The organism is Kitasatospora sp. NPDC001539 (assembly GCF_040298565.1).
Lineage (GTDB): Bacteria > Actinomycetota > Actinomycetes > Streptomycetales > Streptomycetaceae > Kitasatospora.
This window is the reverse complement of the sequence record NZ_JBEPAK010000098.1, coordinates 1-24,315: the sequence shown is the minus strand read 5'-3', so window position 1 is coordinate 24,315 and position 24,315 is coordinate 1. Positions and strand designations below refer to the sequence as shown.

General features: G+C 74.1%; 19 protein-coding genes. 11 read left to right on the top strand and 8 right to left on the bottom strand.

All coding sequences use genetic code 11. The annotated features are described in order from the left end of the window. Positions 1 to 50: 50 nt before the first annotated feature. Both glmS and ABT247_RS17340 read right to left on the bottom strand, forming a co-directional pair. Positions 51 to 1,877 carry a glutamine--fructose-6-phosphate transaminase (isomerizing) gene (glmS, locus tag ABT247_RS17345; RefSeq protein WP_350743642.1) on the bottom strand — a complete coding sequence of 609 codons (1,827 nt, stop codon included), beginning with the start codon at positions 1,875 to 1,877 and terminating at the stop codon, positions 51 to 53. 188 nt (positions 1,878 to 2,065) lie between these two features. Continuing rightward, entirely contained in the window at positions 2,066 to 2,341 is a 276-nt protein-coding gene (locus ABT247_RS17340; RefSeq protein ID WP_350743641.1) for a hypothetical protein, read from the bottom strand. A gap of 317 nt (positions 2,342 to 2,658) precedes the next feature. On the opposite strand from ABT247_RS17340, the gene ABT247_RS17335 reads away from it, so the two are divergent. From ABT247_RS17335 to ABT247_RS17325, 3 genes are all read left to right on the top strand, one after another. Continuing rightward, positions 2,659 to 3,768 carry a hypothetical protein gene (locus ABT247_RS17335; RefSeq protein WP_350743640.1) on the top strand — a complete coding sequence of 370 codons (1,110 nt, stop codon included), beginning with the start codon at positions 2,659 to 2,661 and terminating at the stop codon, positions 3,766 to 3,768. A gap of 74 nt (positions 3,769 to 3,842) precedes the next feature. Next, a complete protein-coding gene (locus tag ABT247_RS17330; protein ID WP_350743639.1) occupies positions 3,843 to 5,324 on the top strand; it encodes a pyridoxal phosphate-dependent decarboxylase family protein in 1,482 nt (493 codons plus the stop codon). Positions 5,325 to 5,401: 77 nt separating this feature from the next. Then, positions 5,402 to 5,821, top strand: coding sequence for a hypothetical protein (locus ABT247_RS17325; protein WP_350743638.1), 420 nt, complete (start codon positions 5,402 to 5,404; stop codon positions 5,819 to 5,821). A 78-nt stretch (positions 5,822 to 5,899) separates the two neighbouring features. Here the strand turns inward: ABT247_RS17325 and ABT247_RS17320 are convergent, their stop codons facing one another. Continuing rightward, entirely contained in the window at positions 5,900 to 6,127 is a 228-nt protein-coding gene (locus tag ABT247_RS17320; protein WP_350743637.1) for a hypothetical protein, read from the bottom strand. Positions 6,128 to 6,247: 120 nt separating this feature from the next. Then, a complete protein-coding gene (locus tag ABT247_RS17315) occupies positions 6,248 to 10,168 on the bottom strand; it encodes a non-ribosomal peptide synthetase family protein (protein WP_350743636.1) in 3,921 nt (1,306 codons plus the stop codon). 223 nt (positions 10,169 to 10,391) lie between these two features. On the opposite strand from ABT247_RS17315, the gene ABT247_RS17310 reads away from it, so the two are divergent. From ABT247_RS17310 to ABT247_RS17295, 4 genes are all read left to right on the top strand, one after another. After that, complete coding sequence (locus tag ABT247_RS17310) at positions 10,392 to 11,081, top strand: GNAT family N-acetyltransferase (RefSeq protein WP_350743635.1); 690 nt, start codon at positions 10,392 to 10,394, stop codon at positions 11,079 to 11,081. A 260-nt stretch (positions 11,082 to 11,341) separates the two neighbouring features. Then, the gene (locus ABT247_RS17305) at positions 11,342 to 12,604 is read left to right on the top strand and encodes a MurT ligase domain-containing protein (protein ID WP_350743634.1); all 1,263 of its coding nucleotides are present in this window, start codon (positions 11,342 to 11,344) and stop codon (positions 12,602 to 12,604) included. Positions 12,605 to 12,650: 46 nt separating this feature from the next. Further along, positions 12,651 to 13,379, top strand: a complete 729-nt coding sequence (locus ABT247_RS17300) for a type 1 glutamine amidotransferase (RefSeq protein WP_350743633.1) — start codon at positions 12,651 to 12,653, stop codon at positions 13,377 to 13,379. A 350-nt stretch (positions 13,380 to 13,729) separates the two neighbouring features. After that, positions 13,730 to 14,755, top strand: a complete 1,026-nt coding sequence (locus ABT247_RS17295; protein ID WP_350743632.1) for a 6-phosphofructokinase — start codon at positions 13,730 to 13,732, stop codon at positions 14,753 to 14,755. A 115-nt stretch (positions 14,756 to 14,870) separates the two neighbouring features. On the opposite strand, the gene ABT247_RS17290 is transcribed toward ABT247_RS17295, so the two are convergent. The 4 genes from ABT247_RS17290 to ABT247_RS17275 all read right to left on the bottom strand — a co-directional run bounded on the left by ABT247_RS17290 (position 14,871) and on the right by ABT247_RS17275 (position 19,479). After that, positions 14,871 to 15,881 carry an alpha/beta hydrolase gene (locus tag ABT247_RS17290; RefSeq protein ID WP_350743631.1) on the bottom strand — a complete coding sequence of 337 codons (1,011 nt, stop codon included), beginning with the start codon at positions 15,879 to 15,881 and terminating at the stop codon, positions 14,871 to 14,873. Positions 15,882 to 16,010: 129 nt separating this feature from the next. After that, on the bottom strand, positions 16,011 to 18,098 hold the full coding sequence (locus tag ABT247_RS17285; RefSeq protein WP_350743630.1) for a SpoIIE family protein phosphatase: 2,088 nt from the start codon (positions 18,096 to 18,098) through the stop codon (positions 16,011 to 16,013). A gap of 111 nt (positions 18,099 to 18,209) precedes the next feature. Beyond that, positions 18,210 to 18,959, bottom strand: coding sequence for an SDR family NAD(P)-dependent oxidoreductase (locus tag ABT247_RS17280; protein ID WP_350743629.1), 750 nt, complete (start codon positions 18,957 to 18,959; stop codon positions 18,210 to 18,212). Between the two features lie 46 nt (positions 18,960 to 19,005). After that, positions 19,006 to 19,479, bottom strand: coding sequence for an SgcJ/EcaC family oxidoreductase (locus tag ABT247_RS17275; protein WP_350743628.1), 474 nt, complete (start codon positions 19,477 to 19,479; stop codon positions 19,006 to 19,008). Between the two features lie 105 nt (positions 19,480 to 19,584). On the opposite strand from ABT247_RS17275, the gene ABT247_RS17270 reads away from it, so the two are divergent. The 4 genes from ABT247_RS17270 (at position 19,585) to ABT247_RS17255 (ending at position 24,254) form a co-directional block, all read left to right on the top strand. Then, positions 19,585 to 20,046: a MarR family winged helix-turn-helix transcriptional regulator gene (locus ABT247_RS17270; protein ID WP_502892459.1), complete on the top strand. Its 462-nt coding sequence runs from the start codon at positions 19,585 to 19,587 to the stop codon at positions 20,044 to 20,046. Between the two features lie 272 nt (positions 20,047 to 20,318). Continuing rightward, on the top strand, positions 20,319 to 21,368 hold the full coding sequence (locus tag ABT247_RS17265; protein WP_350743627.1) for a substrate-binding domain-containing protein: 1,050 nt from the start codon (positions 20,319 to 20,321) through the stop codon (positions 21,366 to 21,368). 197 nt (positions 21,369 to 21,565) lie between these two features. Further along, positions 21,566 to 23,140: a sugar ABC transporter ATP-binding protein gene (locus tag ABT247_RS17260; RefSeq protein ID WP_350743626.1), complete on the top strand. Its 1,575-nt coding sequence runs from the start codon at positions 21,566 to 21,568 to the stop codon at positions 23,138 to 23,140. Positions 23,141 to 23,213: 73 nt separating this feature from the next. Then, positions 23,214 to 24,254 (top strand): ABC transporter permease, encoded by a 1,041-nt coding sequence (locus ABT247_RS17255; protein WP_350743625.1) that lies wholly within the window; start codon positions 23,214 to 23,216, stop codon positions 24,252 to 24,254. The last annotated feature ends 61 nt before the right edge of the window (positions 24,255 to 24,315 follow it).

Genomic DNA, 24,315 nt, shown 5'->3' with positions numbered 1-24,315 from the left:
CGGTCGTCCGCACGGCGACCGGGGCCCGGGGGCCGATGGACGGCGGTGGGCTACTCCACCGTCACGCTCTTCGCCAGGTTGCGCGGCTTGTCCACGTCGCGCCCGAGGGCGACGGCCGCGTGGTAGGCCAGCAGCTGCAGCGGGATGTTGAGCAGCAGCGGGTCCAACTCCGGCTCGCTCTTGGGCACCAGGATGCAGTGGTCGGCGAGCCGCTCCTCGGGGCGGCGGTGGGCGACGGCGAGGACGCGGCCGTGCCGGGCCTTGATCTCACCGAGCGTGGTGAGGTTCTTGTCGAGCAGCTCGTCGTCCGGGACCAGTGCCACGGTGGGCAGTTCGGGGCTGATCAGGGCCAGCGGGCCGTGCTTGAGCTCGCTCGCCGGGTAGGCCTCGGCGTGGACGTAGGAGATCTCCTTGAGCTTCTGCGCGCCCTCGCGGGCCACCGGGTAGCCGCGGACCCGGCCGATGAACATCATGCCGGTGGAGTCGGCGTACCGGGCGGCCAGTTCGGCGATGGCGTCGCCCTGGGCGAGGATCTCGCGGATCTGGTCCGGCAGGGCCTGGAGGGCCGAGACGATCCGGCGGCCGTCGGCCGGCGAGAGGTCGTGGATGCGGCCGAAGTGCAGGGCCAGCAGGGCGAAGGCGACCACGGTGGAGGTGAACGCCTTGGTGGAGGCGACGGACACCTCGGGGCCGGCGTGCAGGTAGATGCCGCCGTCGCACTCGCGGGCGATGGCGCTGCCCACGGTGTTGACGACGCCGAGCACCCGGCCGCCCTTGCGCTTGATCTCCTGGACGGCGGCGAGCGTGTCGTAGGTCTCGCCGGACTGGCTGACCGCGACGTACAGGGTGTCCGCCTCGATCACCGGGTTGCGGTAGCGGAACTCCGAGGCCGGCTCGCTGTGCGCGGGGATCCGGGAGAGCTCCTCGATCAGCTGGGCGCCCATCTCGCCCGCGTAGTAGGCGGATCCGCAGCCGAGGATCTTCACCCGGCGGATCTCGCGCAGCTCCCTGGCGTCCAGGTTGAGGCCGCCGAGGTGGGCGGTGCTGAAGCGCTCGTCGAGCCGGCCGCTGAGGGTGCGCTCGACGGAGGTGGGCTGCTCGTTGATCTCCTTGAGCAGGAAGTGCTCGTAGCCGCCGGTGTCGTAGGAGTCGATCTCCCAGTCGACGGTGGACGGCTGACGGTGGGTGGTGCGGGCGTCGGCGGTGAAGGTGCGGAAGCCGTCGGCCCGGACGGTGGCCAGCTCGCCGTCCTCCAGGTGCACGACCTGGCGGGTGTAGCGGACCAGGGCGGAGACGTCGGAGGCGACGAACATCTCCTTCTCGCCGATGCCCAGCACGATCGGGCTGCCGTTGCGGGCGACCACGATGCGGTCCGGCTGGTCGGCGTCCAGCACGGCGATGCCGTAGGTGCCGACGACCCTGCCGAGGGCGGCGCGCACGGCGTCCTCCAGCTCGACGCCCTCGGTGGCGTGGGCGGCGATCAGGTGGGAGAGCACCTCGGTGTCGGTCTCGGAGCGGAACTCGGCGCCGTCGGCGGTCAGCTTGGCGCGCAGCTCGTCGGCGTTCTCGATGATGCCGTTGTGGACGACGGCGATCCGCCCGGCGTCGTCCAGGTGCGGGTGGGCGTTGGCGTCGCTGGGGACGCCGTGGGTGGCCCAGCGGGTGTGGCCGATGCCGGTGGTGCCCTTGAACCGGGCCGGCACGGCGGCGGCGAGGTCGGCGACCCGGCCCTTGACCTTGCGGAGCTTGATCCCGCCGGTGCGTCCGGTGACGGCGACCCCGGCCGAGTCGTAGCCCCGGTACTCGAGCCGCGCCAGCCCCTCCAGCAGGAAGGGGGTCGCGTCCTTGGGGCCGATGTAGGCCACGATTCCGCACATGGGTGGGCTCCTCTGGGAAGGTCGGTGCTCGGAAGGGGTCTGGTGGTGCGCCGGCCCGTCCCGCGGAGGTCGGGGACGGCCGGACGGGTCCGGTGCGGGCGGGCCGGGCCCGGGCGGGTCCGGTACGGGCACGTCGGGCCCGGGCGAGCTGCTACGGGCGCGCGCGGCCCGGGCGAGCCGGTACGGGCTCAGCCGTAGACGATCCGGCGCAGCTGGCGGGCCGACAGCTCCGGTGCCGCGACACGGCGGGCGCCCAGTTCCTCGGCGAGCCGGGCGAAGATCCGTTCGTTGGTCAGGCCGCGTGCCTGGAGCTCGCCGTGGCGGCGGCGGACGTACTCCTCCGTGCTCTCGGAGAAGTACGCCAGGACCTCCGCCACGACCCGCGCCGCCTCCCGGGGGCCGAGCGGGCTGGTCCGGGTGAGGTGGGCGAGGAGGTCTTCGTGAGGGTGGGGTGAGCTCGGCACGAGTGAGGACTCTAGGCCGCATCGCCCGCCGAAGCCAAAGATCCTGCCCGAATTCGGGCAGGCTTTACGGCTTTCAGCTCAGGAACCCGGTCGGGCGGTGTGACGGCCCTTCCGCGGGCCCTGGGGAGTCCACCTGTACGCCCAGGCCCGGCACCCGTCCGGGTGATCATCGGGAACCGGCCCGGCCCGGCCGGACGTCGCACCATGCGGTAGCGTCGCCGACACCTCCCGAATGGCGGGCGAAAACGCGGATTCCCGCCCCCGTGCCGTCAGGATGGGAGCGAACCGTTCACCTCGATCCGCCGGGGGATCCCGTCATGCAGCCGCGAGTCTTCGCGATTCTCACCGCCGTGCTCCTGGGCGTCCTGGGCCTCGGCTCGGTGGCCGTCACCGACTGGTCGCCCGCGGCGGCCACCGCGGCCCCGGCCGTCACCGCGAGCGCCCCCGGCGCGCAGCCGGCCGCGGCGGGCGCCGCGAGTGCCACGCCCACCGGTGACCCCGCGGTGTGGACCCGCTCGACGCTGCGCAACAAGATGATGGCCGAGATGGAGGCCGCCGACCCCGGCGTCGCCCTCGCCGACCTCGACAAGATCACCAAGGAGAAGCCGTACACGGTGCGCTTCTGCCACCCGATCGCGCACGAGCTCGGCCACGCGGCGGTCAAGCGCTACAACGCCGACTTCCAGAAGGTCATCTCCTTCCCGCACGAGACCTGCGCGGCCGGCTACCTGCACGGCGCGGTCGAGGAGATGCTGAACGCCTCCACCCAGCCCGAGGTGGACCTGCTCAAGCTCTGCGCCCCCAAGAACACCGGCCCCTGCATCCACGGCGTCGGCCACGGCACGATGTTCGTCGCCAAGCAGGACGTCGCCAAGGCGCGCGACCTGTGCAACAAGTTCACCACCGACCAGAACCGGATCCGCTGCTCCGAGGGCCTGTTCATGCAGCTCTTCGGCCCGGACGAGGAGGACGAGCAGGCCAAGGCGAACCTGCCCGCCGACAAGCTCGCCCAGGACCCGCTGTACCCGTGCAAGGACCAGCCGGCCCTGTTCCAGTCCGCGTGCTTCTTCTACGCCCCGACCTTCTACCTGTCCTCGCACGACTACCCGAACCACCCCGAGGTCTACGCCCAGGCCCTCAAGTGGTGCCTCAACGGCAAGGACAGCGGCGGGGCGGTGGACTGCAGCCGCGGTGTCGGCTCGCGCACCATGAAGTACAACCTGGACCGCGAGGACTGGGCCGCGAAGCAGTGCGCCACGGCGGCCGACGGCTGGCAGCGCAAGGCCTGCGCGGAGGGGCTGGTCAGCTACTACACGGTCAACTACACCGACGGCGGCGCGGCCGGCCGGCTCTGCGCGAAGATCAGCGACAAGGAGATGCAGGGCTACTGCCGCTCCGCGGGCGGGCTGTCCGGTTCGCTGGACTGATCCCCCGGCACCAGGGCCCGCGCCGCACGGCGCGGGCCCTTTGCGTAGGATCACCCGACCACCGCCTGACCAGGGTGCGCCGAGGAAGCCGCGCCCGGCCCGGTCCCACCCCGGCCTCCCTGGAGCACGCCATCACCACCGAGGACTTCCGCAGCGCCGCCCACACCGCCGCCGACCTGGTCTCCGACCACCTCGCCGGGCTGCCCGCCCGCCCGGTCTGGCAACCGATGGACGAAGCCGCCCGACAGGCCCTGCTCGACGCCCCGCTGCCCGCCGAGGGCCGTCCGCTCGCCGCGCTGCTGGAGGCCATCGGGACGGACGTCCTCCCCTACCCCATGGGCAACGGCCACCCCCGGTTCTTCGGCTGGGTAAACTCCGCCCCCGCCCCCGCCGGGGTGCTGGCCACCCTCGCCGCCTCTGCGATGAACCCCAGCACGGCCGGCGGCGACCACGCCGACGTGCACCTGGAACGCGCCGTGGTCCGCTGGATCGCCGAACTCGTCGACTTCCCCCACCCGCCCGGCGGCGGCCTGCTCACCTCCGGCGCCTCGATGGCGACCATCGTCTGCCTCGCGGCCGCCCGCAACCGCGCCGCCCGGCTGGCCGGCCGGGACGTCCGCGAGGAGGGCCTGGCCGGGATGCCCCCGCTGGTCGGCTACGTCACCGGGGAGACCCACTCCTGCGTCCGCAAGGCCGCCGAGCTCCTCGGGCTCGGCAGCCGGCACCTGCGCACCGTCGCCACCGGCCCCGACGGCCGCCTGGACACCGCCGAACTGCGGGCCGCCGTCGAGCGGGACCGCGCCGCCGGACTGCTGCCCTTCCTGGTCGTCGCCTCGGCCGGCACCGTCGGCACCGGTGCGGTGGACGCCTTCGAGCCGATCGCCGACCTGTGCGAGGAGCAGCGGCTCTGGCTGCACGTGGACGGTGCGTACGGCGCCTTCGGCCGGCTCGACCCCGCCATCGCCCACCGCTACGCGGGCCTGGAGCGCGCCGACTCGCTGGCCCTCGACCCGCACAAGTGGCTGGGCGTCCCCGTCGACTGCGGCTGCGCGCTCGTCCGCGACACCGAGGAGCTGCGCGCCACCTTCAGCCTCGTCCCGTCCTACCTGCGCGACGAGTCGGCCGGTTCGCTCGGCTGGTTCTCCGAGTACGGCACCGAGCAGACCCGCCCGTTCCGCGCCCTCAAGGTCTGGGCCACCATCGCCCACCGCGGCCGTTCCGGTCTGGCGCGGGACATCGCCCGGTGCACCGCGCTCGCCCGGCAGCTCGGTGAACTCGTGCGGGCGGACGACGAGTTGGAGCTGCTCGCCGAGGTGCAGACCTCGATCGTCGCGTTCCGCCACCGCGCCCCCGGCCTGGACACCGCCGCCCGCGACGCCCTCAACCGCGTGGTCGCGCCGGCCGTCCAGCGGCGCGGCCGGGTCTTCGTCACCGGCGCCCGGCTGGGCGACCACGAGATGCTCCGCGCCTGCCTGCTCAACGCCGCCACGACCGAGGACGACCTGCGCCTCCTCCTCGCCGAGGTGAAGGCCGCGGCCCGCGAGCTGATGCCGTAACACCTCCGCGGGGACCTTAACCACCAGGTCACGGCGGGGTCGTGGCCACGAAACACCGGCCGGGCACGCTGAAGGGCATGGATGACGTGAAGCCCTCCCTCCACCGTGCCCGCCGCTGGCGCCGCGACACCGTCGAGCTCGCCGCCGCCTTCCTCTCCGTCACCGCCGCCGACCTGATCGCGAAGGTCGTCCTCCACGGCTCCGACGGCCCGATCGTCCTCACCACCGCCGCCGTCGCGCTGCTCGCCGCCGCTCTCCTGCACGCCTGGTGGTCCCCGCACGCTCCTCCCCCGACCACCCTGTGGCGGGTGCGCACCACCGCCCTGGCGCACACCCCGACCACCCTCGCGGACCACCGGATCGCGCTGGTCTCGCTCCACCCCGCCACCGACGAGCTCTTCCTCCGCACTCCGCACACCGTCACCCCCGCCGCCCTCAGCACCCTCCTCACCGCCACGGGGCACACCCTCCGGGACACCCCGACCCGGATCGCCTGAGCCCCTGCGCGGGGGAGCAAGGGGCGGCGGCGGGGGCCCGAGGAGGGACCCCCGCCGCCGGACCGGCGGGCGCCGGTGTCAGCGGTTGGTCGACGGCTGGACGACGCAGACGGCGTTGCCCAGCAGGGCGCCGAAGCCGCCGAGCAGGGTGCCGGTCACCATCTTGCAGGCGGCGGCCTCCTCGGGCGTCTTGGGGCCGTTGGCGGTGCTGGTGCCGGCGGCCGCGGCGGACTGGGCCAGGGCGATCGGTGCGGCCAGCAGCAGGGCGCAACAGGCCGTGGCCAGCGTGGAGTTCCTGGAGAGCATGGAAGGGCCCCTTCGGGTCGAGGTGGGTCGGCGGACAGCCGAGCCATCCCTATCCGAAGGGGCTCCCCGGGGTCACGGACCCTGGGCCATCCGTGAGCGTGTCCCCGTCAGGTCAGGGCGTCACGGTGCCGCCCGCTCCACCGCCCGGATGGCGGCGGCCAGTTCGTGCACGCCGGGCTCCTTCAGCACGCCGTAGTGGTCCCCGGCCAGCTGGACCACGGCCGGCGGGGCGGCCGAGTAGCCGGTGCTGCCCTCGATGAACGAGTAGTCGTCGCCGGCCGCCTTGAGGATGGTCACCGGGGCGTCCAGCCGCCGTTCGGCGAGCTCGTGGAAGCCGTACTCGAACTCGTAGGTCCCAGCGACGATCCGGGTGATCCGGCGGATCACCTCCTCGCCCAGCTCCGGCAGCATCCGGTGGACGAGGGCGACGAAGCCGTCCTCGTCGGCGACCTCGGCCAGGCACCGTTCCAGGTCCGGCCCGCTGACCGCCCCGGCGAACACCGAGAAGAGGATCGTCAGGTACCCGGGGTCGGCGTACGAGGCCTCGCGTCCGCGGCGCCGCCCGCCGGACCGGCCGACCCGGGGGTTCCCGGGGCAGATCAGCACCAGGTGCTCGACCCGCCGGCCGGCCCGCTCCAGCTGCCAGGCGGCCTCGAAGGCGACCCGGGCGCCGAAGGAGTACCCCCAGAGGGTGTACGGGCCCTCCGGCTGCACCCGCCGCAGTTCCGCGACGTCCGCGGCGGCCGTCTCCCGGATGGTGGGGTACGGCGTCTCGCCCTCGTTGATGCCGTACGCCTGGACGCCGTAGAAGGCGCGGCCGTCGCCCGCCTCCCGGCCGAGCAGCCGCAGGTTCATCGGGTAGCCGCCCAGGCCGGGCCAGCAGAAGACGGGCCGCCCGGTGGATCCGCGGTGCAGCGGGACCAGCCGCGGAGCGGGCGCGTCGTCCGCGCGTCGGATGCGGGCCGCCAGGTCGCCCAGCCTCGGGGACTCGAACACGACCTGCAACGGCAGCGAGGTCCCGAACTCCCGGTTGATCCGGTTGACCAGGGCCACCGCGGTCAACGAGTCGCCGCCGACGGCGAAGAACTCGTCCGTCACCGAGACCTCCTGGCCCTCCCGGTAGCCGAGCGCCTTCCCCCACGCCTCCGCGAGCCACCGCTCGTGCGCGGTGCCCGGCGCGACGTACTCGCCGCGCGCCCCGCCGGCGCGGACGGCCTCGGACGCGGCGAGGGCCTTGAGGTCGACCTTGCCGTTCGCGGTGAGCGGCAGGGCGTCCACCACCAGCACCCGGTTGGGCAGCATGTAGTCGGGCAGCAGCGCGGCGAGTTCGTCCTTGACGATCTCGGCGGGACCCTTCATGTGGACGGCGTCCTCGCGCATGCCCTCGCTGCGGATCTGCTCCTCGCTCACCTTCCCGCCGAGGAAGAAGTACGACGCGCCGGGTGCGATGCCGACGGCGCCGAGGATCTCGTCGATCCGGCGCGCAGCGGGCAGCGGATGGCCGGATCTGGAGCTGTAGCCCGAGGACATCAGGCCGAGGCCCAGGCCGTTGCGCTGCAGGTGGTGCAGCTTGGTGCCGAGCGTGATGTACTCCAGCCACTCCTGCCGGGAGCGGCTGACGGCGGTGATGCCGAACGCGGCCCGGGCGTACACCGCCTGGTTGATCGCGATCACGTGCCTGGACTCCACCACCTCGGCCGAGACCGGTGTCAACCCGCCCTGCTCGTACCGGTAGAGGCCGCCCGGCAGGCCCTCCACCCGGTCACCGTGGGCCTGGACGTACAGCTCGGTGTCCTCCTCGGCGGGCCGGCCGCCGTTGCGGACGACGGAGAAGCTGCCGAGGTAGTGGTCCTCCTCGGCGACGTCGAGCCGCGGCTTGACGGCCGGGTCGTGGCCGAGCGGGCGGACGTCCAGCCCGTAGCGGGGCAGCACCTCCTCGAGGACGCCGAGCATGTGCCCGGTCTCGAACTCCAGCACCTCACGGATGTTGTTCCGGTACACCGGGGCGATGGCACCGTGCTTGCCGGAGAAGTGCAGCGTCAGGTACGGCTCCCGCGCCGGCGGCGCGTCCCCGATCCGGACCAGGCCGTGCTCGACCGGGTGGTGGTAGTACAGCCCGGCGGCCAGCCCGTCCAGGCCGCCGGTCTCCAGGTACAGCTGGGTCGCGTACAGCGCGCCGGGCGAGGCGTACGCGTACTTGGGCAGCAGCCGCCGGTCGCTGTGGAACTGGCCGAACCAGCGCAGCACGCGGCCGAGTTCGGGAAGGCTCAGCTGGCCGAGGTCGCGGCCGAAGGTCCCGGCCGGGCGCGGGGCCAGCAGCGCGGTGAGGTCGTCCCGGGTCACCGGGCCGCCGTCGTAGAAGCGGTAGGTCTTGCGGGCGAAGGCCGCGCGGCGCTGGGCCACGCTCTCCCGCCGGCCGGGCAGTGCGAGCTTCTCGCGCCCGGCCAGCCGGGCGGGTTCGCGCACACCCGGGTCCGACAGCTGCGCCCTGACCTGCAACCGGCTGGCCTTGGACCGGTGGTGGCCGCCGTGGCTGCCCTGGTCCATCAGCGCGGCTTCGCGCGGATCGAGCTCGATGCAGGCGACCAGGTCCCGGTGGCCGGTGCGTTCGTCGTCGGAGACCACGGCGGCCGCCCGGCGCACCCAGCCGTGCTCCTCGATCGCGCGGGCGATCTCGTCCAACTCGATCCGGTAGCCGCGCAGTTTGACCTGGTTGTCGGCCCGGCCGACGAACTGGATGGTGCCGTCCGGATTCCAGTGCGCCAGGTCGCCGGTGCGGTACAGCCGCTCGGCCGGCGCGAACGGGGAGGGGACGAAACGCTCGGCGGTCAGCTCGGGCCGGTGCAGGTAGCCGCGGGCCAGCTGCACCCCGCCGATGTACAGCTCGCCGACCTCCCCGAGGGCGACCGGGGCCGACCGCCCGTCCAGGATGTAGCACTGGGTGTTGTCGACCGGCCGGCCGATCGGCACCGTGCCGGCGCCGTCCGCCGGCGCGGCCGGGTCGACCACGTGGGCGGTGGCGTTGATGGTGCACTCGGTCGGCCCGTACAGGTTGACCAGCGACGCCCCGGGCAGGGCCGCGCCGAGGTCGCGGGCCAGCCGCAGCGAGAGCGCCTCACCGCCGGAGAAAAGACCGGTCAGGCCGGTGCAGTCGGTGAAGCCCTCGGTGTCCAGGAGGGCCTGCAGCAGGGTGGGCACCGCCTGCAGGGCGGTCACGCCGTACCGGCGGACGGCCGCGACCAGCGCCTCCGGATCCCGGTACAGGCCGGGCGTGCCGGCCACCACCCGGGCGCCGACGGCCGGGGCGAGGATCTCCCACTGGGCGGCGTCGAAGCTCATCGGCGTCTTCTGCAGCACGGTGACCGCCGGGCCCAGGTGCCCCTCGTTCTGCAGCCAGCGCAGTTGGGAGACCACCGCGCGGTGCTCGATCTGCACGCCCTTGGGGCGGCCGGTGCTGCCCGAGGTGTAGATGACGTAGGCCAGGGAGTCCGGCTCCGGGCCGGCGTCGCGCTCCTCGCCCTGCGGGCGCGCGGGCACCGCCGGCGCGTCCCCGACGGTGACGAGCTCGGTGCCGGGCGGGACCAGCGCGGCCAGCCGCTCGCGCAGGTGCCGCTGGGTGAGGACGATGCGGGTGCCGCTGTCCTCGACCATGTGGCGGAGCCGGTCCTGCGGGTACTCGGGCGAGAGCGGCAGGTAGCCGGCCCCGGCGTACAGGACGCCCCATACCCCGACGACCAGGTCGACGGAGGGGTCGAGGTACAGACCGACGCAGCCGTCCGCCCCGGCGCCGAGCGCGCGGAGCCTCGCGGCCGTCCGACGGGCCTGCTCGGAGAGCTCGCGGAAGGAGAGGTGGGGCAGGGAGCGGTCGGGCGAGGAGCGCTCGCCCAGGGAGAGGTCGCGCCCCTCGCCGATCACCGCGGCGGCGGCGGGGCGGGTTCGCACCTGCCGGTCGAGCAGGTCCGTGAGCGCGGTGCCGGCAGGGGCCCGGCGGGCGTGCGGGACGGAGACGGAGGCGGACCGGGTGGGGTGGGCGTTGTGCATGGGAGGAGCCTTCGGTGCGTGGACGTGCGGACCCCGGCGGCCTGGTCGCCAGGAGCGCCGGGTACGGACTCCACCGTCGGCCGCCCGTCGTCCCGGCCGCATGAGGCCGCGGTCCGGATCCCGGCCGGGCTCGTCCCGGTCGCGGGGACGCCCAGGCGGCGGGCATTCGTGCGTTCACGATCACGTAACCGGCCGGAAGCGCGCCCTCGATAGCGTCGGTCCCATGACGGCATCACGCACTCGCCCCGAACGGCTCTGGCACCGGCCCTTCCGCAGGTGCGTCGCGGCGCCCGCCGGCCAGACCGCCCGACCGCCCGCGCCCGGCGGCGGTCAGCACCGGCCGGCCCGCTCGCACCCGGCTCCGTCCCGCCCGGACACCCGGGGCGCGGAGGCGGTGTCCCGGCTGTCCCTGCCGGACGGGACCGAGCTGCTGCTGCGCCCCGCCGGGCCGGCCGACAAGGCCGCGGCGCTGGCGATGCACGGCCGCTGCTCCCCCGCCGCGCTGCGGCTGCGCTACCACGGTCCGGTCCGCGACGCCGACCGCTACCTGGACCACCTGCTGGACGCCCGGCACGGCCGCAGCCTGGCGGTGAGCGCCCCCGACGGGCGGCTGCTCGCCCTGGGGCACCTGATGTGGGACGACGGCGAGGCGGAGCTCGCCGTGCTGGTCGAGGACGCCTGGCAGCGGCACGGACTGGGGGTGGCACTGCTGCGGCGGCTGACCGCGCTGGCCCGGGCGGCCGGGATCGGGACGGTGTACGCGGTGACCCACGCCGCCAACTCCGGGCTGATCGCCGCGATGCGCCGCCTCCCGGCGCCGCTGGACTTCCGCGCCGAGGACGGCACCCTGGTGATCACCGCCACGCTGGCCGCCGGGACCGCCCCCGCACCGGCCCTCGCTCCGGGCTGCTGATCATTTCTTCACCACATCCTTACCGGACGTCCCGGGAACCCGGAGACCGCCGGGGAGCGTCTCCCGGGAAACGGGGGCCGCTCCGTACACCGCCCTTGTTGACGGCATGTCAGGCCGACCCGCGGTCGCGTCGCGCCAGGCGGCGCGGGGTCCGGATCGTCCGGTCGGGCGACGGAGTCGGTAGGCTGACCCCGTCCCCGCCGCCCGACGGCCCGTTATCCGGCCACGGGCGGTGCCGCAGCAAGGAGGAACCACTGAGCATGGCAGGCACCGAATCGGAGCCCACAGGCGCACGCGACGCCTCGCTGCCGGCCCGCGCCAAGATCGCGGTCACGGCCGGCCGGGTCGCCGCCGCCGTGTCGCGCAAGGCCGGACGCGGAAGCGGCTCGGTGATCGGCGGCAAGGTCGCCCTCAGGCTCGACCCCGATCTGCTCGCCACCCTCGCCGACCACCTCGACGTCGTCCTGGTCAGCGCGACCAACGGCAAGACCACCACCACCCGCCTGATCGCCGAGGCGCTGCGCGCCGCCGGCCCGGTGGTCTCCAACGCCCTGGGCGCCAACATGCCGGCCGGCATCACCTCCGCCCTGGCCGGCGGCAGCGACGCCCGCTTCGGCGTCATCGAGGTCGACGAGAAGTACCTGGCGACGGTCGCCCGCGACACCCGCCCCAAGGCGATCGCCCTGCTCAACCTCTCCCGCGACCAGCTCGACCGCGCCGCCGAGACCCGCATGATGGCGGAGAAGTGGCGCGAGGGCCTCCAGGACACCGAGGCCGTGGTCATCGCCAACGCCGACGACCCGCTGGTGACCTGGGCCGCCTCCTCCTGCAAGAAGGTGGTCTGGGTGGCCGCCGGACAGGCCTGGAAGGAGGACGCCTGGTCCTGCCCCGCGTGCGGCGGTGTGATGCAGCGCCCCGGCGACGACTGGTTCTGCCAGGACTGCGGCTTCCGGCGCCCCAACCCGCACTGGGCGCTCCAGGGCACCCACGTGATCGACCCGCAGCGCGGCGCCTGGCCGATCCAGCTGCAGCTGCCCGGCCGCGCCAACCTGGCCAACGCCACCAGCTCGGCCGCCGTCGCCGCCGTGTTCGGCGTCGCTCCGCAGGTGGCCCTGGAGCGGATGCGCTCGGTGACCGCCGTGGCCGGCCGCTACGACGTGGTGCAGTACCAGGGCCGGGACATAAGGCTGCTGCTGGCGAAGAACCCGGCCGGCTGGCTGGAGACCTTCTCGCTGATCGACGGCCCGCCGGCCCCGGTGATCCTCTCCGTCAACGCCCTCGACGCCGACGGCACCGACACCTCCTGGCTGTGGGACGTCGACTACGAGCGCCTGGCCGGCCACCCGATCTTCGTGATGGGCCAGCGCAAGCTGGACCTGGCCGTCCGCCTGGAGGTCGCCGGGCTGCAGTTCCACGTGGTGGACACCCTGGAGCAGGCCGTCCGGATGGCCCCGCCCGGCCGGATCGAGGCGATCGCCAACTACACCGCCTTCCAGCAGCTGCGGAAGGTCGTGGCCGGCTGATGCCGCGCCCGCACACCAGTCTTTTCGTGACGGAAGGCCTTCGAGGATGAGTGAGAGCAGCCTGCGCGTGGTCTGGGTCTACCCGGACCTGCTCAGCACCTACGGCGACCGGGGCAACGCCCTGGTCGTGGAGCGCCGGGCCCGCCAGCGCCATCTCAACGTGACCCGGATCGACGTCCGCTCCGACCAGGCGATCCCCACCAGCGGGGACATCTACCTGATCGGCGGCGGCGAGGACCGCCCCCAGCGCCTGGCCGCCGAGCGGCTGCGCGCCGACAGCGGCCTGGTGCGGGCCGCCGAGAACGGCGCGATCATCTTCGGCGTCTGCGCCGGCTTCCAGATCATGGGCCGCGAGTTCATCAACGACCTCGGCGAGCGCGAGCCGGGCCTCGGCCTGCTCGACGTCTGGACCACGCGCGGCGACGGCGCCCGCTGCGTCGGCGACGTGCTGGCCGACGTGGACCCGCGGCTCGGCCTGCCGCAGCTGACCGGGTTCGAGAACCACCAGGGCATCACCCACCTCGGCCAGGGCGTCCAGCCGTTCGCGACCGTCAGCGTCGGCCGGGGCAACGGCACCGGTGACGGCACCGAGGGCGCCTGGCGGGACACCGTCTTCGGCACCTACCTGCACGGCCCGGTGCTGGCCCGCAACCCCGCCGTGGCCGACATGCTGATCAAGCTGGCGCTGGACGTCAACGCCCTGCCGCCGGCCGACACCACCTGGTACGACGCGCTGCGCGCCGAGCGCATCGCCGCCACGACGCGCCCCGCCTAGGACGTCCGTACGCCCCGCCCGGGTGCCCGCGATGCGGTCACCCGGCCCGCGGGCGGCCCCGGACGTACGACAATGGGGCTGCCGGCTGCACACCCTCCTCGGCAGCAGGCTGCAATTCCGCGCGGGGGCGCCGAAGGCGCCGCTCCCGCGTCGGCTCCTGCCCGGCCGGACCAGGGGCCGTATGCTCGACTTCACGGCCGTTTTCGGACGTTCTGTCCGGATCGGCCGGTCCGACATCCCACGGCCACCTCCCCGCCACCTCGGCGTGGGTGCGCCTCGGTACGGTGTCGGCTCGTCGCCCAGCCTGTAGTCCGGCCGTTCCTCGGTTCTGCTCGGGAGTTGCAAAGCTAATGCGTATCGGAGTGCTGACCAGCGGCGGTGACTGCCCCGGCCTGAACGCGGTGATCCGTTCCGTGGTCCACCGGGGGGTGGTCGACCACGGCGACGAGATCATCGGGTTCGAGGACGGCTGGCGCGGTTTCCTGGAGGGCCACCACCGCCCCCTGACCCTGGACTCGGTGAGCGGCATCCTGGCCCAGGGCGGCACCATCCTCGGTTCCTCCCGGGTGCAGCCGAGCCACCTGCGCGACGGCGTCGAACGGGCCAAGCGGTACTGCTCCGACCTCGGCCTGGACGCGGTGATCCCGATCGGCGGCGAGGGCACCCTGAAGGCCGCCAAGCTGATGAGCGACGCGGGCCTGCCGATCGTCGGCGTGCCGAAGACCATCGACAACGACATCGCCGCCACCGACGTGACCTTCGGCTTCGACACCGCCGTCTCGGTCGCCACCGAGGCCCTGGACCGCCTGAAGACCACCGCCGAGTCCCACCAGCGGGTCATGGTCGTCGAGGTCATGGGCCGGCACACCGGCTGGATCGCGCTGAACGCGGGCATGGCGGCCGGCGCGCACGCCATCGTCGTCCCGGAGCGCCCGTTCCACATCGAGAAGCTCACCGCCGTCGTCCGCGAACGCTTCGACCGCCAGAAGAAGTTCGCCATCGTGGTGTGCGCCGAGGGCGCCAAGCCCGAGCCCGGCACCATGCACTGGGAGGAGGGCACCAAGGACATCTACGGCCACGAGCGCTTCACCGGCATCGCCACCCAGCTCTCCCGCGAGCTGGAGCACCGCCTCGGCAAGGAGGCCCGTCCGGTGATCCTCGGCCACACCCAGCGCGGCGGCACCCCGACCGCCTACGACCGGGTGCTGGCCACCCGCTTCGGCTGGCACGCCGTCGAGGCCGTGCACAAGGGCGCCTTCGGGCACATCACCGCGCTGCAGGGCACCGACATCAACCTGGTGCCGCTGGCCGAGGCGGTCGCCGAGCTGAAGACCGTCCCGCAGGAGCGTTACGTGGAGGCCGAGACGGTCATCTGACCGTCCGCCCACCGCACTTGGGCCCCTGGACCGCTCCGCCGGTCCGGGGGCCCGGGTGCGTCCGGCGCGGCGTCGGCCCGGCGCCTCCCCTCTCCGAGCGGGTCACCGACCCGGCTCACCGCCCCGCGAGGACCCGGCGCAGCCAGCGGGTGCGGGCGTCGCGGGCGTCGCGGCTGAGCGCCGCACCGGGGGCGACCGTGTCGAAGCCGTGGAACGCGCCGGGCCAGACGTGCAGTTCGGCGTCGCCGCCCGCCCGCCAGAGGGCGTCGGCGTAGCCGACGGCTTCGTCGCGGAAGGTCTCGGCCGATCCGACCTCGATGTAGGCCGGAGGCAGCTCCGTCAGGTCGGTGGCCCGGGCGGGGGCCGCGTACGGCGGCAGGTCCGGGGCCCCGCACCGGTCGCCGAGCAGGGCCCGCCAGGCCGTCGCGTTGGAGGTGCGGTCCCAGGTGTCGTGGCCGGCCAACTGGTGGGCGGAGAAGGTGTCGTTGCGGTCGTCGAGCATCGGGCTCAGCAGCAGCTGCCCGATCGGCACCGGGCCGCCGCGGTCACGGGTCAGCAGCGCGAGCGCCGCGGCGAGCCCGCCGCCCGCGCTCTTGCCGCCGATCACGGTCCGTCCGGCGTCCAGGCCCAGCCGGTCGGCGTGCTCGGCCACCCACAGCAGCCCGGCGTAGCAGTCCTCCACCGCCGCCGGGTAGGGCGCGCCCGGGGCGAGCCGGTACTCGACGGAGACGACGGCCAGCCGCAGCGGCTCGGCCGTCTCCCGCAGCAGCCGGGGCAGCACCGACCACGCGTTGCCCGAGACCATCCCGCCGCCGTGCAGGTAGTAGAGGACGGGCAGCGGCCCCCGGGGTCCGGCGGGCCTCGCGCTGACCAGCCGTACCGGCGGGGTCGATCCGGTGGCCGGCGTGAGCAGTTCGCACACCTCGAAGCGCCCGCCGGCCCGCAGTTCCTCGACCCCGGGCCGGGGGCGCGTCCGGGCGTCCCGCTCCTGCCACGCCGGGAGGTCCTCGGGGGTGAGGGGCGCCCCGTCCCGGTCGGTGAGGGCCGCGAGCGCGCCGGCCAGCTCCCGGTCCACCGGCGGCGGTGGCGCACCCGTTCCAGCCCCGGCCCCGGAACCACCGCGCATGACGTCTCCCCCCGCGCCGTGGGGTGCCCGGCGGCACCCCGACCGGCCCCCAGCTTGCCAGCCGCTGCCGAGGGCGGGGCGTTCGGCCCCGCGCTCGGAGCCGCGGCGCGGCCGCTCGCGCCGCGGCCCTCACCCGGCGCGGAGATCCTCGCCGCCGGGCGGGGCGGGGGTGAGGACGCGCGCGATGAGCAGCGCGACGTCGTCCTGGGTGTCGGGCCGCCGGAGCGCGCCGAGCAGCAGGTCGCAGGTGTCCTCCAGCGGTCGGCGGGGGCCGGCGACGAGGTCGACGAGCGTCTGCAACCGCTGGTCGATGTCCTGGTCGCGGACCTCGATCAGGCCGTCGGTGTAGAGGATGAGGTCGTCGCCGGGGCGCAGGTCGAGGTCGTGACCGGGGAAGGGCAGGCCGCCGACGCCCAGCGGTGGGCCGGGCTCCAGGGGGACGGCGCGCGGGTTGTGGCCGGGGCGGACGAGGACCGGCGGAGGGTGTCCGGCGCCGGCGAGGCGGCAGTGCCGGGCGGCCGGGTCGCAGAGGGCGATCAGGCAGGTGGCCATGGTGTCGCCGAGGTCGTGGGCGGTCTCGTCGAGGTGGGTGAGGAGTGCGGCCGGGTCGGGGTCGAGCCGGGCCAGGGCGCGGGTGGCGGTGCGCAACTGGCCCATGGTGGCGGCGGCGTTGATGCCGGAGCCCATGACGTCCCCGACGACGAGGGCGGTGCGGCCGTCCGGCAGGGGGATGACGTCGAACCAGTCCCCGCCGGTCTCGTCGGCGGCGCCGGCGGGCTGGTAGCGGTGGGCGATGGCCAGGCCTGGTGCCTGCGGCGAGTGCTGGGGCGGGAGGAGGTGGCGTTGCAGGGCGACGGTGGCCCGGCGCTGGTGCTGGTACCAGCGGGCGTTGTCGATGGCGATCGCGGCCCGGGCGGCGAGTTCGGTGGCGAGCAGGAGGTCGTCGCGGTCGAAGGGGGCGGGGTTGCGGTTGCGTTTGAGGTCGAGCACGCCGAGGACGCGGCCCCGGGCGATCAGCGGCACCGCGAGGTAGGAGTGGACGCCGGCGTCCCGGAGCAGGCGCGCGGCGTGGTCGTCGCGGGCGATCCGCCGCAGGTCCTCGGGCCGGATGCGGGGGACGAGCACCGGGCGGGCGGTGGCGGCCTGGGTGACGAGTCGCTGCGGGTGGTAGCGGGTCACCTCCCCGACGGGGTCGGCGGCCTCGGCGGCGGGCGTCGGGTGGGCGGTCTTGACGGCCATGGCCCGGAACCGTGCGGACCCGCCGTCGCCGCTCTTCGCCGCCCCGCCGGGCAGCACGGAGTCCAGCAGGTCGATGGCGGCGATGTCGGCGACCTCCGGCACGGTGACGTCGGCGAGTTCGCGGGCGGTGGTCGCGAGGTCGAGGGTCGTGCCGACCCTGATGGACGCGTCGGCGATCAGCGCCAGGCGTCGCCGGGCGCGGGCGGCGGCCAGGGCCGCCTGATGCTGTTCGGTGACGTCCACGACCGAGATCGCCAGCCCGATCACCCGGTGGGCCTGGTCCTCCAGCCGGTAGAAGGAGGAGGTCCAGGCGTGCTCGCGGTCGCCGTCGTGCGGCACCCGGCCGGTGGTGAACTCCTCCAGCACCGGTTGCCCGGTGGCCAGGACCTGCCGCATCCGCTCCTCGATCGCGGCGACGTCGAGGTGGGGCAGCACCTCGTGGGGTGTGCGGCCCAGGTGGTCGGCCGCCGGCACCCCGTTGATCCGTTCCAGGGTGCGGTTGACCAATACGTAGCGCAGGCCGGGGTCGAGGACGGCCAGCCCGAGCGGCGCCTGCTCGACCAGGCGCGCCGACAGGGCGAGGTCCCGTTCCACCCGGCGCAGCGTCTCGCGGGCCGAGGCGATGCCGAGGGCGTACCAGTTGCCGGAGGAGGCCTGGAGCCGCATGTTGCGGAACTCCGTCAGCACGGTGTGCCCGTCCTTGTGGCGGACGGGGAACGCTCCGGCCCAGGTGCCCTCCCCCGCCATGACCCGGGTGAACGCCTCCAGCACCGGTTGGCGCCGGTCGGGGTCGGTGAGCAGGTCGGCCGCGTAGCGACCGAGGGCCTCCTCGCAGGAGTAGCCGAAGAGCTCCTCGGCCGGGGGGCTCCACAGCGCGATCCGGCCGTCCTCGTCGAGGACGACGGCCGCGACGCCGAGGACGTCCAGCAGACCGCTCGCGGCCAGGGCGACGTCCGACGGTCCCAGTCGGTGCGGCACCGGCACCACCTCCTCGCCTGCACGGCGATGCTCGCACGTCGCCGCACTCCATCATCTGCCCAACGGCGGGACTCGCACGCGCCCGACCGCGGAGCCGTGGCCGGGGGCCGGTCAGTCGCGGGCGAGCGCGGAGAGGGTCCGGCGACGGGGGAGGATCCGGGCGGCGAGGGCGAAGAGGCGGTTGGCGGCGCCGGGGACGGCCGTGGGCCGGTCGCCCCGGCGCAGCGCGCGCAGCGCGGCGGTGACGACCTGGTCGGGGGTGTGCACGAGTGCGGCGGGGGCGTCCCGGTGGGGCTGGGAGTCGGTGGCGGTCATGCCCGGGCAGACGGCCAGGACGCGGATGCCGGACGTGCGGTGCGCCGCCCAGAGCGCCTCGGTGAGGCTGGTGGTGTAGGCCTTGGTGGCGCTGTAGACGGCGAGGTCCGGCTTCGGCGCGTAGGCCAGGGTGGAGGAGACGTTCAGCAGGGCGTCGCCCGGGCGGGCCCGGGCGAGGAAGGCGTGCGACAGGGCGGTCAGCGCGTGGCAGTTCAGCTGCAGCATCTCCTGCGCACGCTCGAGCGGCGTGGTGGTGAACGGGCCGGTGGCGGCGGTTCCGGCGTTGTTGACCAGCAGGTGGACGCGGGTGCCGGCGATCAGTTCCGCGGTGCGGCGGACGCCGTCGCCGGTGGCGAGGTCGGCGGCGAGGTGCTCGTGACCGGGACCGAGCCGTGCGGTGAGCGTGCGCAGCCGGTCGGGGTCGCGGGCGACGGCGATCACCCGGTAGCCGTCCTGGGCGAGGCGTCGGGCGAAGGCGCGGCCGATGCCGGCGCCGGCCCCGGTGACCAGCGCCGTGGGGCGCTGGTCGGCGGGTGGGACGGTCATGGGGCTGCTCCCATTGCGGTCGGGCGGTGCCGGGTGGGCGGGGCGGTCAGTCCTGGGCGGGTCGGGTGGCGGGCTGGAAGCGGAAGGACACGGCCTCCATGAGCGGCTTGCGCCTGGTCTTCTGGACGGCGGCGATCCGCCACCGGCCGTCGGCCTCGCGGACCAGGGTGTAGGTGGCGAGCTTGCCGGGCCGGCCGGCCTTGGCGCCGTTCCTGCGGACGTCGCCGCGGGTCACCGCCACCGCGGTGTCGGGGCCGTGGAAGCGCAGGTCGACCAGGTCGAGGTCGAGGCTGGTGCCCTTGAGGAAGCTGTCGAACAGTGCCTGGTGGGCGCGGCCGATCTCGGCTCCGCCGCGGTAGAGGGTGCCGACGTAGGTGATGTCGGTGGCGTCGGCGGTGAAGCAGGCCCCGTACGCGGAGCCGTCGCCGGCCGCCCAGGCGGCGGCGCTGCGCCGCAGCAGCGCCTCGACGGCGGCCGAGTCCTCGAGGCGGTCGGCGGGCGCGGGCTGGTGCGTGGTCATCGATTTCCCCCATGGTAGCTTCGACGATGGAGATGCTTCTCTCAGGATCTATCTTCTCTGAGGAAGTCTCTTCGTTGAGGAAGAGACTAGGAAGTGGGAGTGCCCGTGTCAACCCATGCCGCCCCGCCCGGGGCGAGTGAGACCTACCGCCGCTACCTGAGCGCCGTGATGCTCCACGGCCACGCCAGCGCCAAGGCGTGCGAACTGGGCGCGACCGACCTGTACGCGCTGAACGTGCTGGAGCTCGGCGGCCCGATGACGCCGGGCGAGCTGGGTGCGCGGACCGGCCTGACCACCGGCCCCACCACCCGGCTGATCGACCGCCTGGAGGCGGCCGGCTACGTGCGGCGCACCCCGTCCCCGGACGACCGGCGCAAGGTGATCGTGGAGCCCGTGGGCAGACCCGCCGCCCTCGACGAGGCGATGGCTCCCGCCCGGCAGCGGATCGGCGAACTCCTCGCCGGCTACTCACCCGAGCAACGGGAGGTCCTCTTCGACTACTTCGCTCGCGCCGCCGATGCCTACCAGGCCGCCGTCGAGGAGCTGCGCGAGTCCTCCACCGGCTGACGGCGCCCGCAACATCCGGACATGTCCCGCACCCCGGCCCCCAGGGCCGGGGTGTTTCGCATGGGCAGGGGCGCCCACCATCGGCGCCCCGCCGCACGGGCCGCGACCGGCGGGCATAACGAGACGGTTTCGAAACCGCCCGGAAGGTCAACCTGACCTTGACTCAGGCCTGCACTGAGCGTTTCCCTTTGCTCCGTCGCGTTTGATTGCGATGCTTTCTGAGCGATTCTGTTGCTACTGGCTGATCGGCCCCCACCCCCAGGAGCCCCACCATGCACCTCTCCCCCCGCGGCCGCCTGGCCCCGCTCGCCGCGCTGAGCCTGGCCGCCGCCTTCGGCCTGACGGCCTGTTCGACCGGACAGACCTCCTCCTCCGGCGCCGACGCGCCGGTGGCCCCGGTGTCCGGCAAGGTCTCCATCACCTACCTGCAGAAGCAGGGCGACCAGCAGTACTTCGTCGACGAGGCCGCGGGCGCCAAGGCCAAGGCCGCCGAGCTGGGCGCCGACCTCAAGGTGGTGAACCTCGGCAACGACGCCAACAAGACCGTCGGCGAGGTGCAGGCCGCGATCGCGCAGAAGAGCAACGGGCTGATCATCGTGGTGCCGGACCCGGCCGTCGGCCCCCAGGTGGTGCAGACCGCCCGGGACGCCAAGGCCGCCCTGCTCACCTCCGACGACCAGGTCTGCGCGAGCGGCCCCGCCCCCGCGCAGTGCACCCCGGGCGACCTGGTGCCCCGGATCGGCTTCTCCGGCCAGCAGATGGGCCAGCAGGTCGGCCAGCGCGCCGCGGAGGAGTTCAAGAAGGCCGGCTGGAACGCCGCCGACACCCGGGTCCTCTCCGCCTGGAAGCAGGACGTCACCGTGTGCGGTGACCGGGTCAAGGCCGCCAAGGCCGCCTTCGACCAGGCCGTTCCGGGCGTGCAGGCCATCGACGTGGCCACCGACAACACCCCGACCGGCGCGCAGGACAAGGTGGCCGCCACCATCACCGCCAACCCCGGCGTCAAGCACTGGGTGGCGTGGGGCTGCAACGACGAGAACGTCCAGGGCGCCGTCACCGCCCTCCAGAACGCCGGGATCAGCCCCGACGACATCGACGGCGTCGGCCTGGGCGCCTACCTGGCGTGCAAGGACTGGGCCTCCGGCAAGCCCTCCGGCATGAAGGCCGCCCTGTTCATCAACGGCAAGGACGTCGGCGCCCTGTCGGTCCAGACGATGTACGACAAGCTCAAGAACGGCAAGGACTTCCCCAAGGAGGCCTTCGCCCCGACCAAGATGGTCGACGCCGCGACCTGGCAGTCCGCGGGTGTGTCCTGCAGCTGACGCCGCACCCGGCGCCGCGTCGAGCCGGTGGTGCGGGTGGGTCGCCGAGGCTCCCGCCGCACCGCCGCCGACCCGGACGGCGGTTTCCTGCCGCCCGTACCCGCACCGCCCGCGCCTGCACCCCGTGCCGCCGCGCCTCCCGCCACCGCACCGCCCGCGCTCGCACCGCCCGCCACCGCACCGCCAACGAGGCCCCGATGACCCCACCTGAATCCTCGCCCCACCCACCACCGGGCGGCTCCGCCGGCCTCCACGCCCAGGCGGTGTCCAAGCGCTTCGGCGCCGTCCAGGCGCTGACGGACGTCACCCTCGACTTCCCGCCCGGGCAGGTCACCGCCCTGATGGGCGAGAACGGCGCCGGCAAGTCCACCCTGCTGCGGATCCTCACCGGCGACCACCGCCCCACCGCGGGACGCGTCCTGCTGGACGGTCGGGAGCTCGACCTCCACTCGCCGCAGGACGCCCGCCGCGCCGGGATCCGGATCATCCCGCAGGAACCCGAGATCATCCCGCACGTACCGGTCGCCGAGAACGTGTACGCCGGTGCGCTGCCCCGCACCCGGCTGCGCCGCCTGGACCGCGCCGGGCTGCGCCGCCGGATCGTCGGCGACCTCCACCGCCTCGGCTTCGACAAGGTCCTCGACCCCGACCTCCTCGGATCCGAACTCACCGCTGCCCAGCGCCAGTTGGTCGAGATCATGCGGGCGCTGACCGGCGCCGTCCCGCCCCGCGCGATCGCCTTCGACGAACCCACCTCCTCGCTCTCCGAACACGAGGTCGAGGCCCTGTTCGCGCTGATCGGCCGCCTGCGCGACGAGGGCATCGCGGTCGTCTACGTCTCCCACCGGATGAAGGAGATCTTCCGGCTCGCCGACCGCATCGCCGTCCTGCGCGACGGCCGGGTGGCCGGTGTGGTCGAGGCCTCCGCCACCGACGAGGCCGAGCTCGTCCGGCTGATGGTCGGCCGCGACCTGTCCTCGCTGTTCGTCCGCCAGCAGGTCGCCACCGACCGCGTCGTGCTGGACGTCAAGGGCGTCACCACCGACGACGTGCACGACGTCAGCCTGCGGGTGCGGGCCGGCGAGGTGGTCGCCCTGGCCGGCCTGATCGGTGCCGGACGCTCCGAACTCGCCCTCGCCCTCGCCGGCGACGTCCCGATCCGCTCCGGCACGGTGTCCCTCAACGGCGAGGTGCTGCGGCTGCGGAACCCCCGCGACGCCATCGCCGCCGGCATCGGCCTGGCCCCCGAGGAGCGCAAGTCCCAGGCGCTGTTCCTCCAGCGCACGATCCGCGACAACACCTCGCTGGTCAGCCTGCGCCGGCTCAGCCGGTGGCGGTTCGTCAGGCGCCGCCAGGAGAAGGACCTCGCCCAGGAGTACGCCGACCGGCTGCGGGTCCGCGCGCCCTCCGTCGAGGCGGAGGTCCGCACGCTGTCCGGCGGCAACCAGCAGAAGGTCGTCCTCGCCCGCTGGCTCGCCCGCCGGCCGGACCTGCTCATCCTGGACGAACCCACCCGCGGCGTCGACATCGGCGCCAAGGCCGAGATCTACCAGATCATCGCCGACCTCGCCCGCGAGGGCACCGCCGTGCTGGTCATCTCCTCCGAACTGCCCGAAGTGCTCGGCCTCGCCGACCGGGTCGTGGTGATGCAGAACGGCCGCACCACCGGCGAGCTCCCCCGCGAACGGGCGACGGAAGAGGCCGTCCTCGCCCTCGCCATGGCCGACGACCTCGCCCAACCCGTACCTGCCCAGACCGGAGAGACCCGATGAACGAGCGAAGCGAGCGAAGCGTCGAGAGGCGCGCGTGGGCCTGTGCCCCCGCCCAGCACGGCGAGGTGGACGCATGACCACCGCCACTCCCCCGACCGCGCCGGTGCCGGACACCGCGGCCCTGCCCGCCCGCTCCGGTGGCCTGCGTGCGCTGCTCGCCGCGATCGGCGGCCAGAACCTCAGCCTGATCGGCGCCCTCGTCGCCGTCACCGCTCTGTTCGGCTGGCTCAACCCGAACTTCGTCGGCTGGGACAACATCCAGGTCATCGCCGAGGCCGTCACCATCTCCGGACTGCTGGCCGTGGTCCAGACCGTGGTGATCATCTGCGGCGGCCTCGACATCTCGGTCGGCTCCCAGGCCGGCCTGGCCTCCGTCACCAGCGCCATGGTCTTCACCTCCACCGGCGCCAACCCGTACCTCGGCATCGGCGCGGCCCTCGCCATCGGTGCCGGCATCGGCCTGTTCAACGGCGTCGTGATCGTCTACGGGCGGGTCAACCCGACCATCGCCACCCTGGCCGGACTCGCCGCCTACAAGGGCGTCGCCCAGCTCGTCTCGGACGGCCGGGCCCAGGGCTACGTGCTCAACGACCCGGTCTTCGTCTTCCTCAGCCGGGGCAAGATCGCCGGGCTGCCCACCATGGTCTGGCTGCTGATCCTCACCGCCGCCGCCGTGCACGTGCTGCTCACCTACACCGACATCGGCCGCAACGTGTACGCGATCGGCGGCAACGACACCGCCGCCCGCCTGGCCGGCATCAACCTCAACAAGTACCTGATCGCCGCCTACGCCCTCTCCGGTGCCGTCGCCGCCCTCGCGGGCGTGCTGCTCACCGCCCGCACCGGCAGCGGCCAGCCCGTCTCCGGCAGCGAGGGCCTGGAACTGCAGTCGATCACCGCGGCCGCCCTCGGCGGCTGCGCCCTGAAGGGCGGCAAGGGCGGCATCGGCGGCACCCTGCTCGCCGTCGCGCTGCTCGGCGCGCTGCAGAACGGCCTCACCGTCCAGGGCATCAACGCCTTCTGGCAGAACGTCGCCCAGGGCACCCTGCTGGTCGCCGCCGTGGTCATCCAGCAGCGCCGCAACCGGGAACGCGCGGTCGGCCTGCCCGCCTGATCCCACGGGGTCCCGCGCGGCGGCGCCTGGCGAGGTCCCGCGACACCCGGGCCGTCCAGCC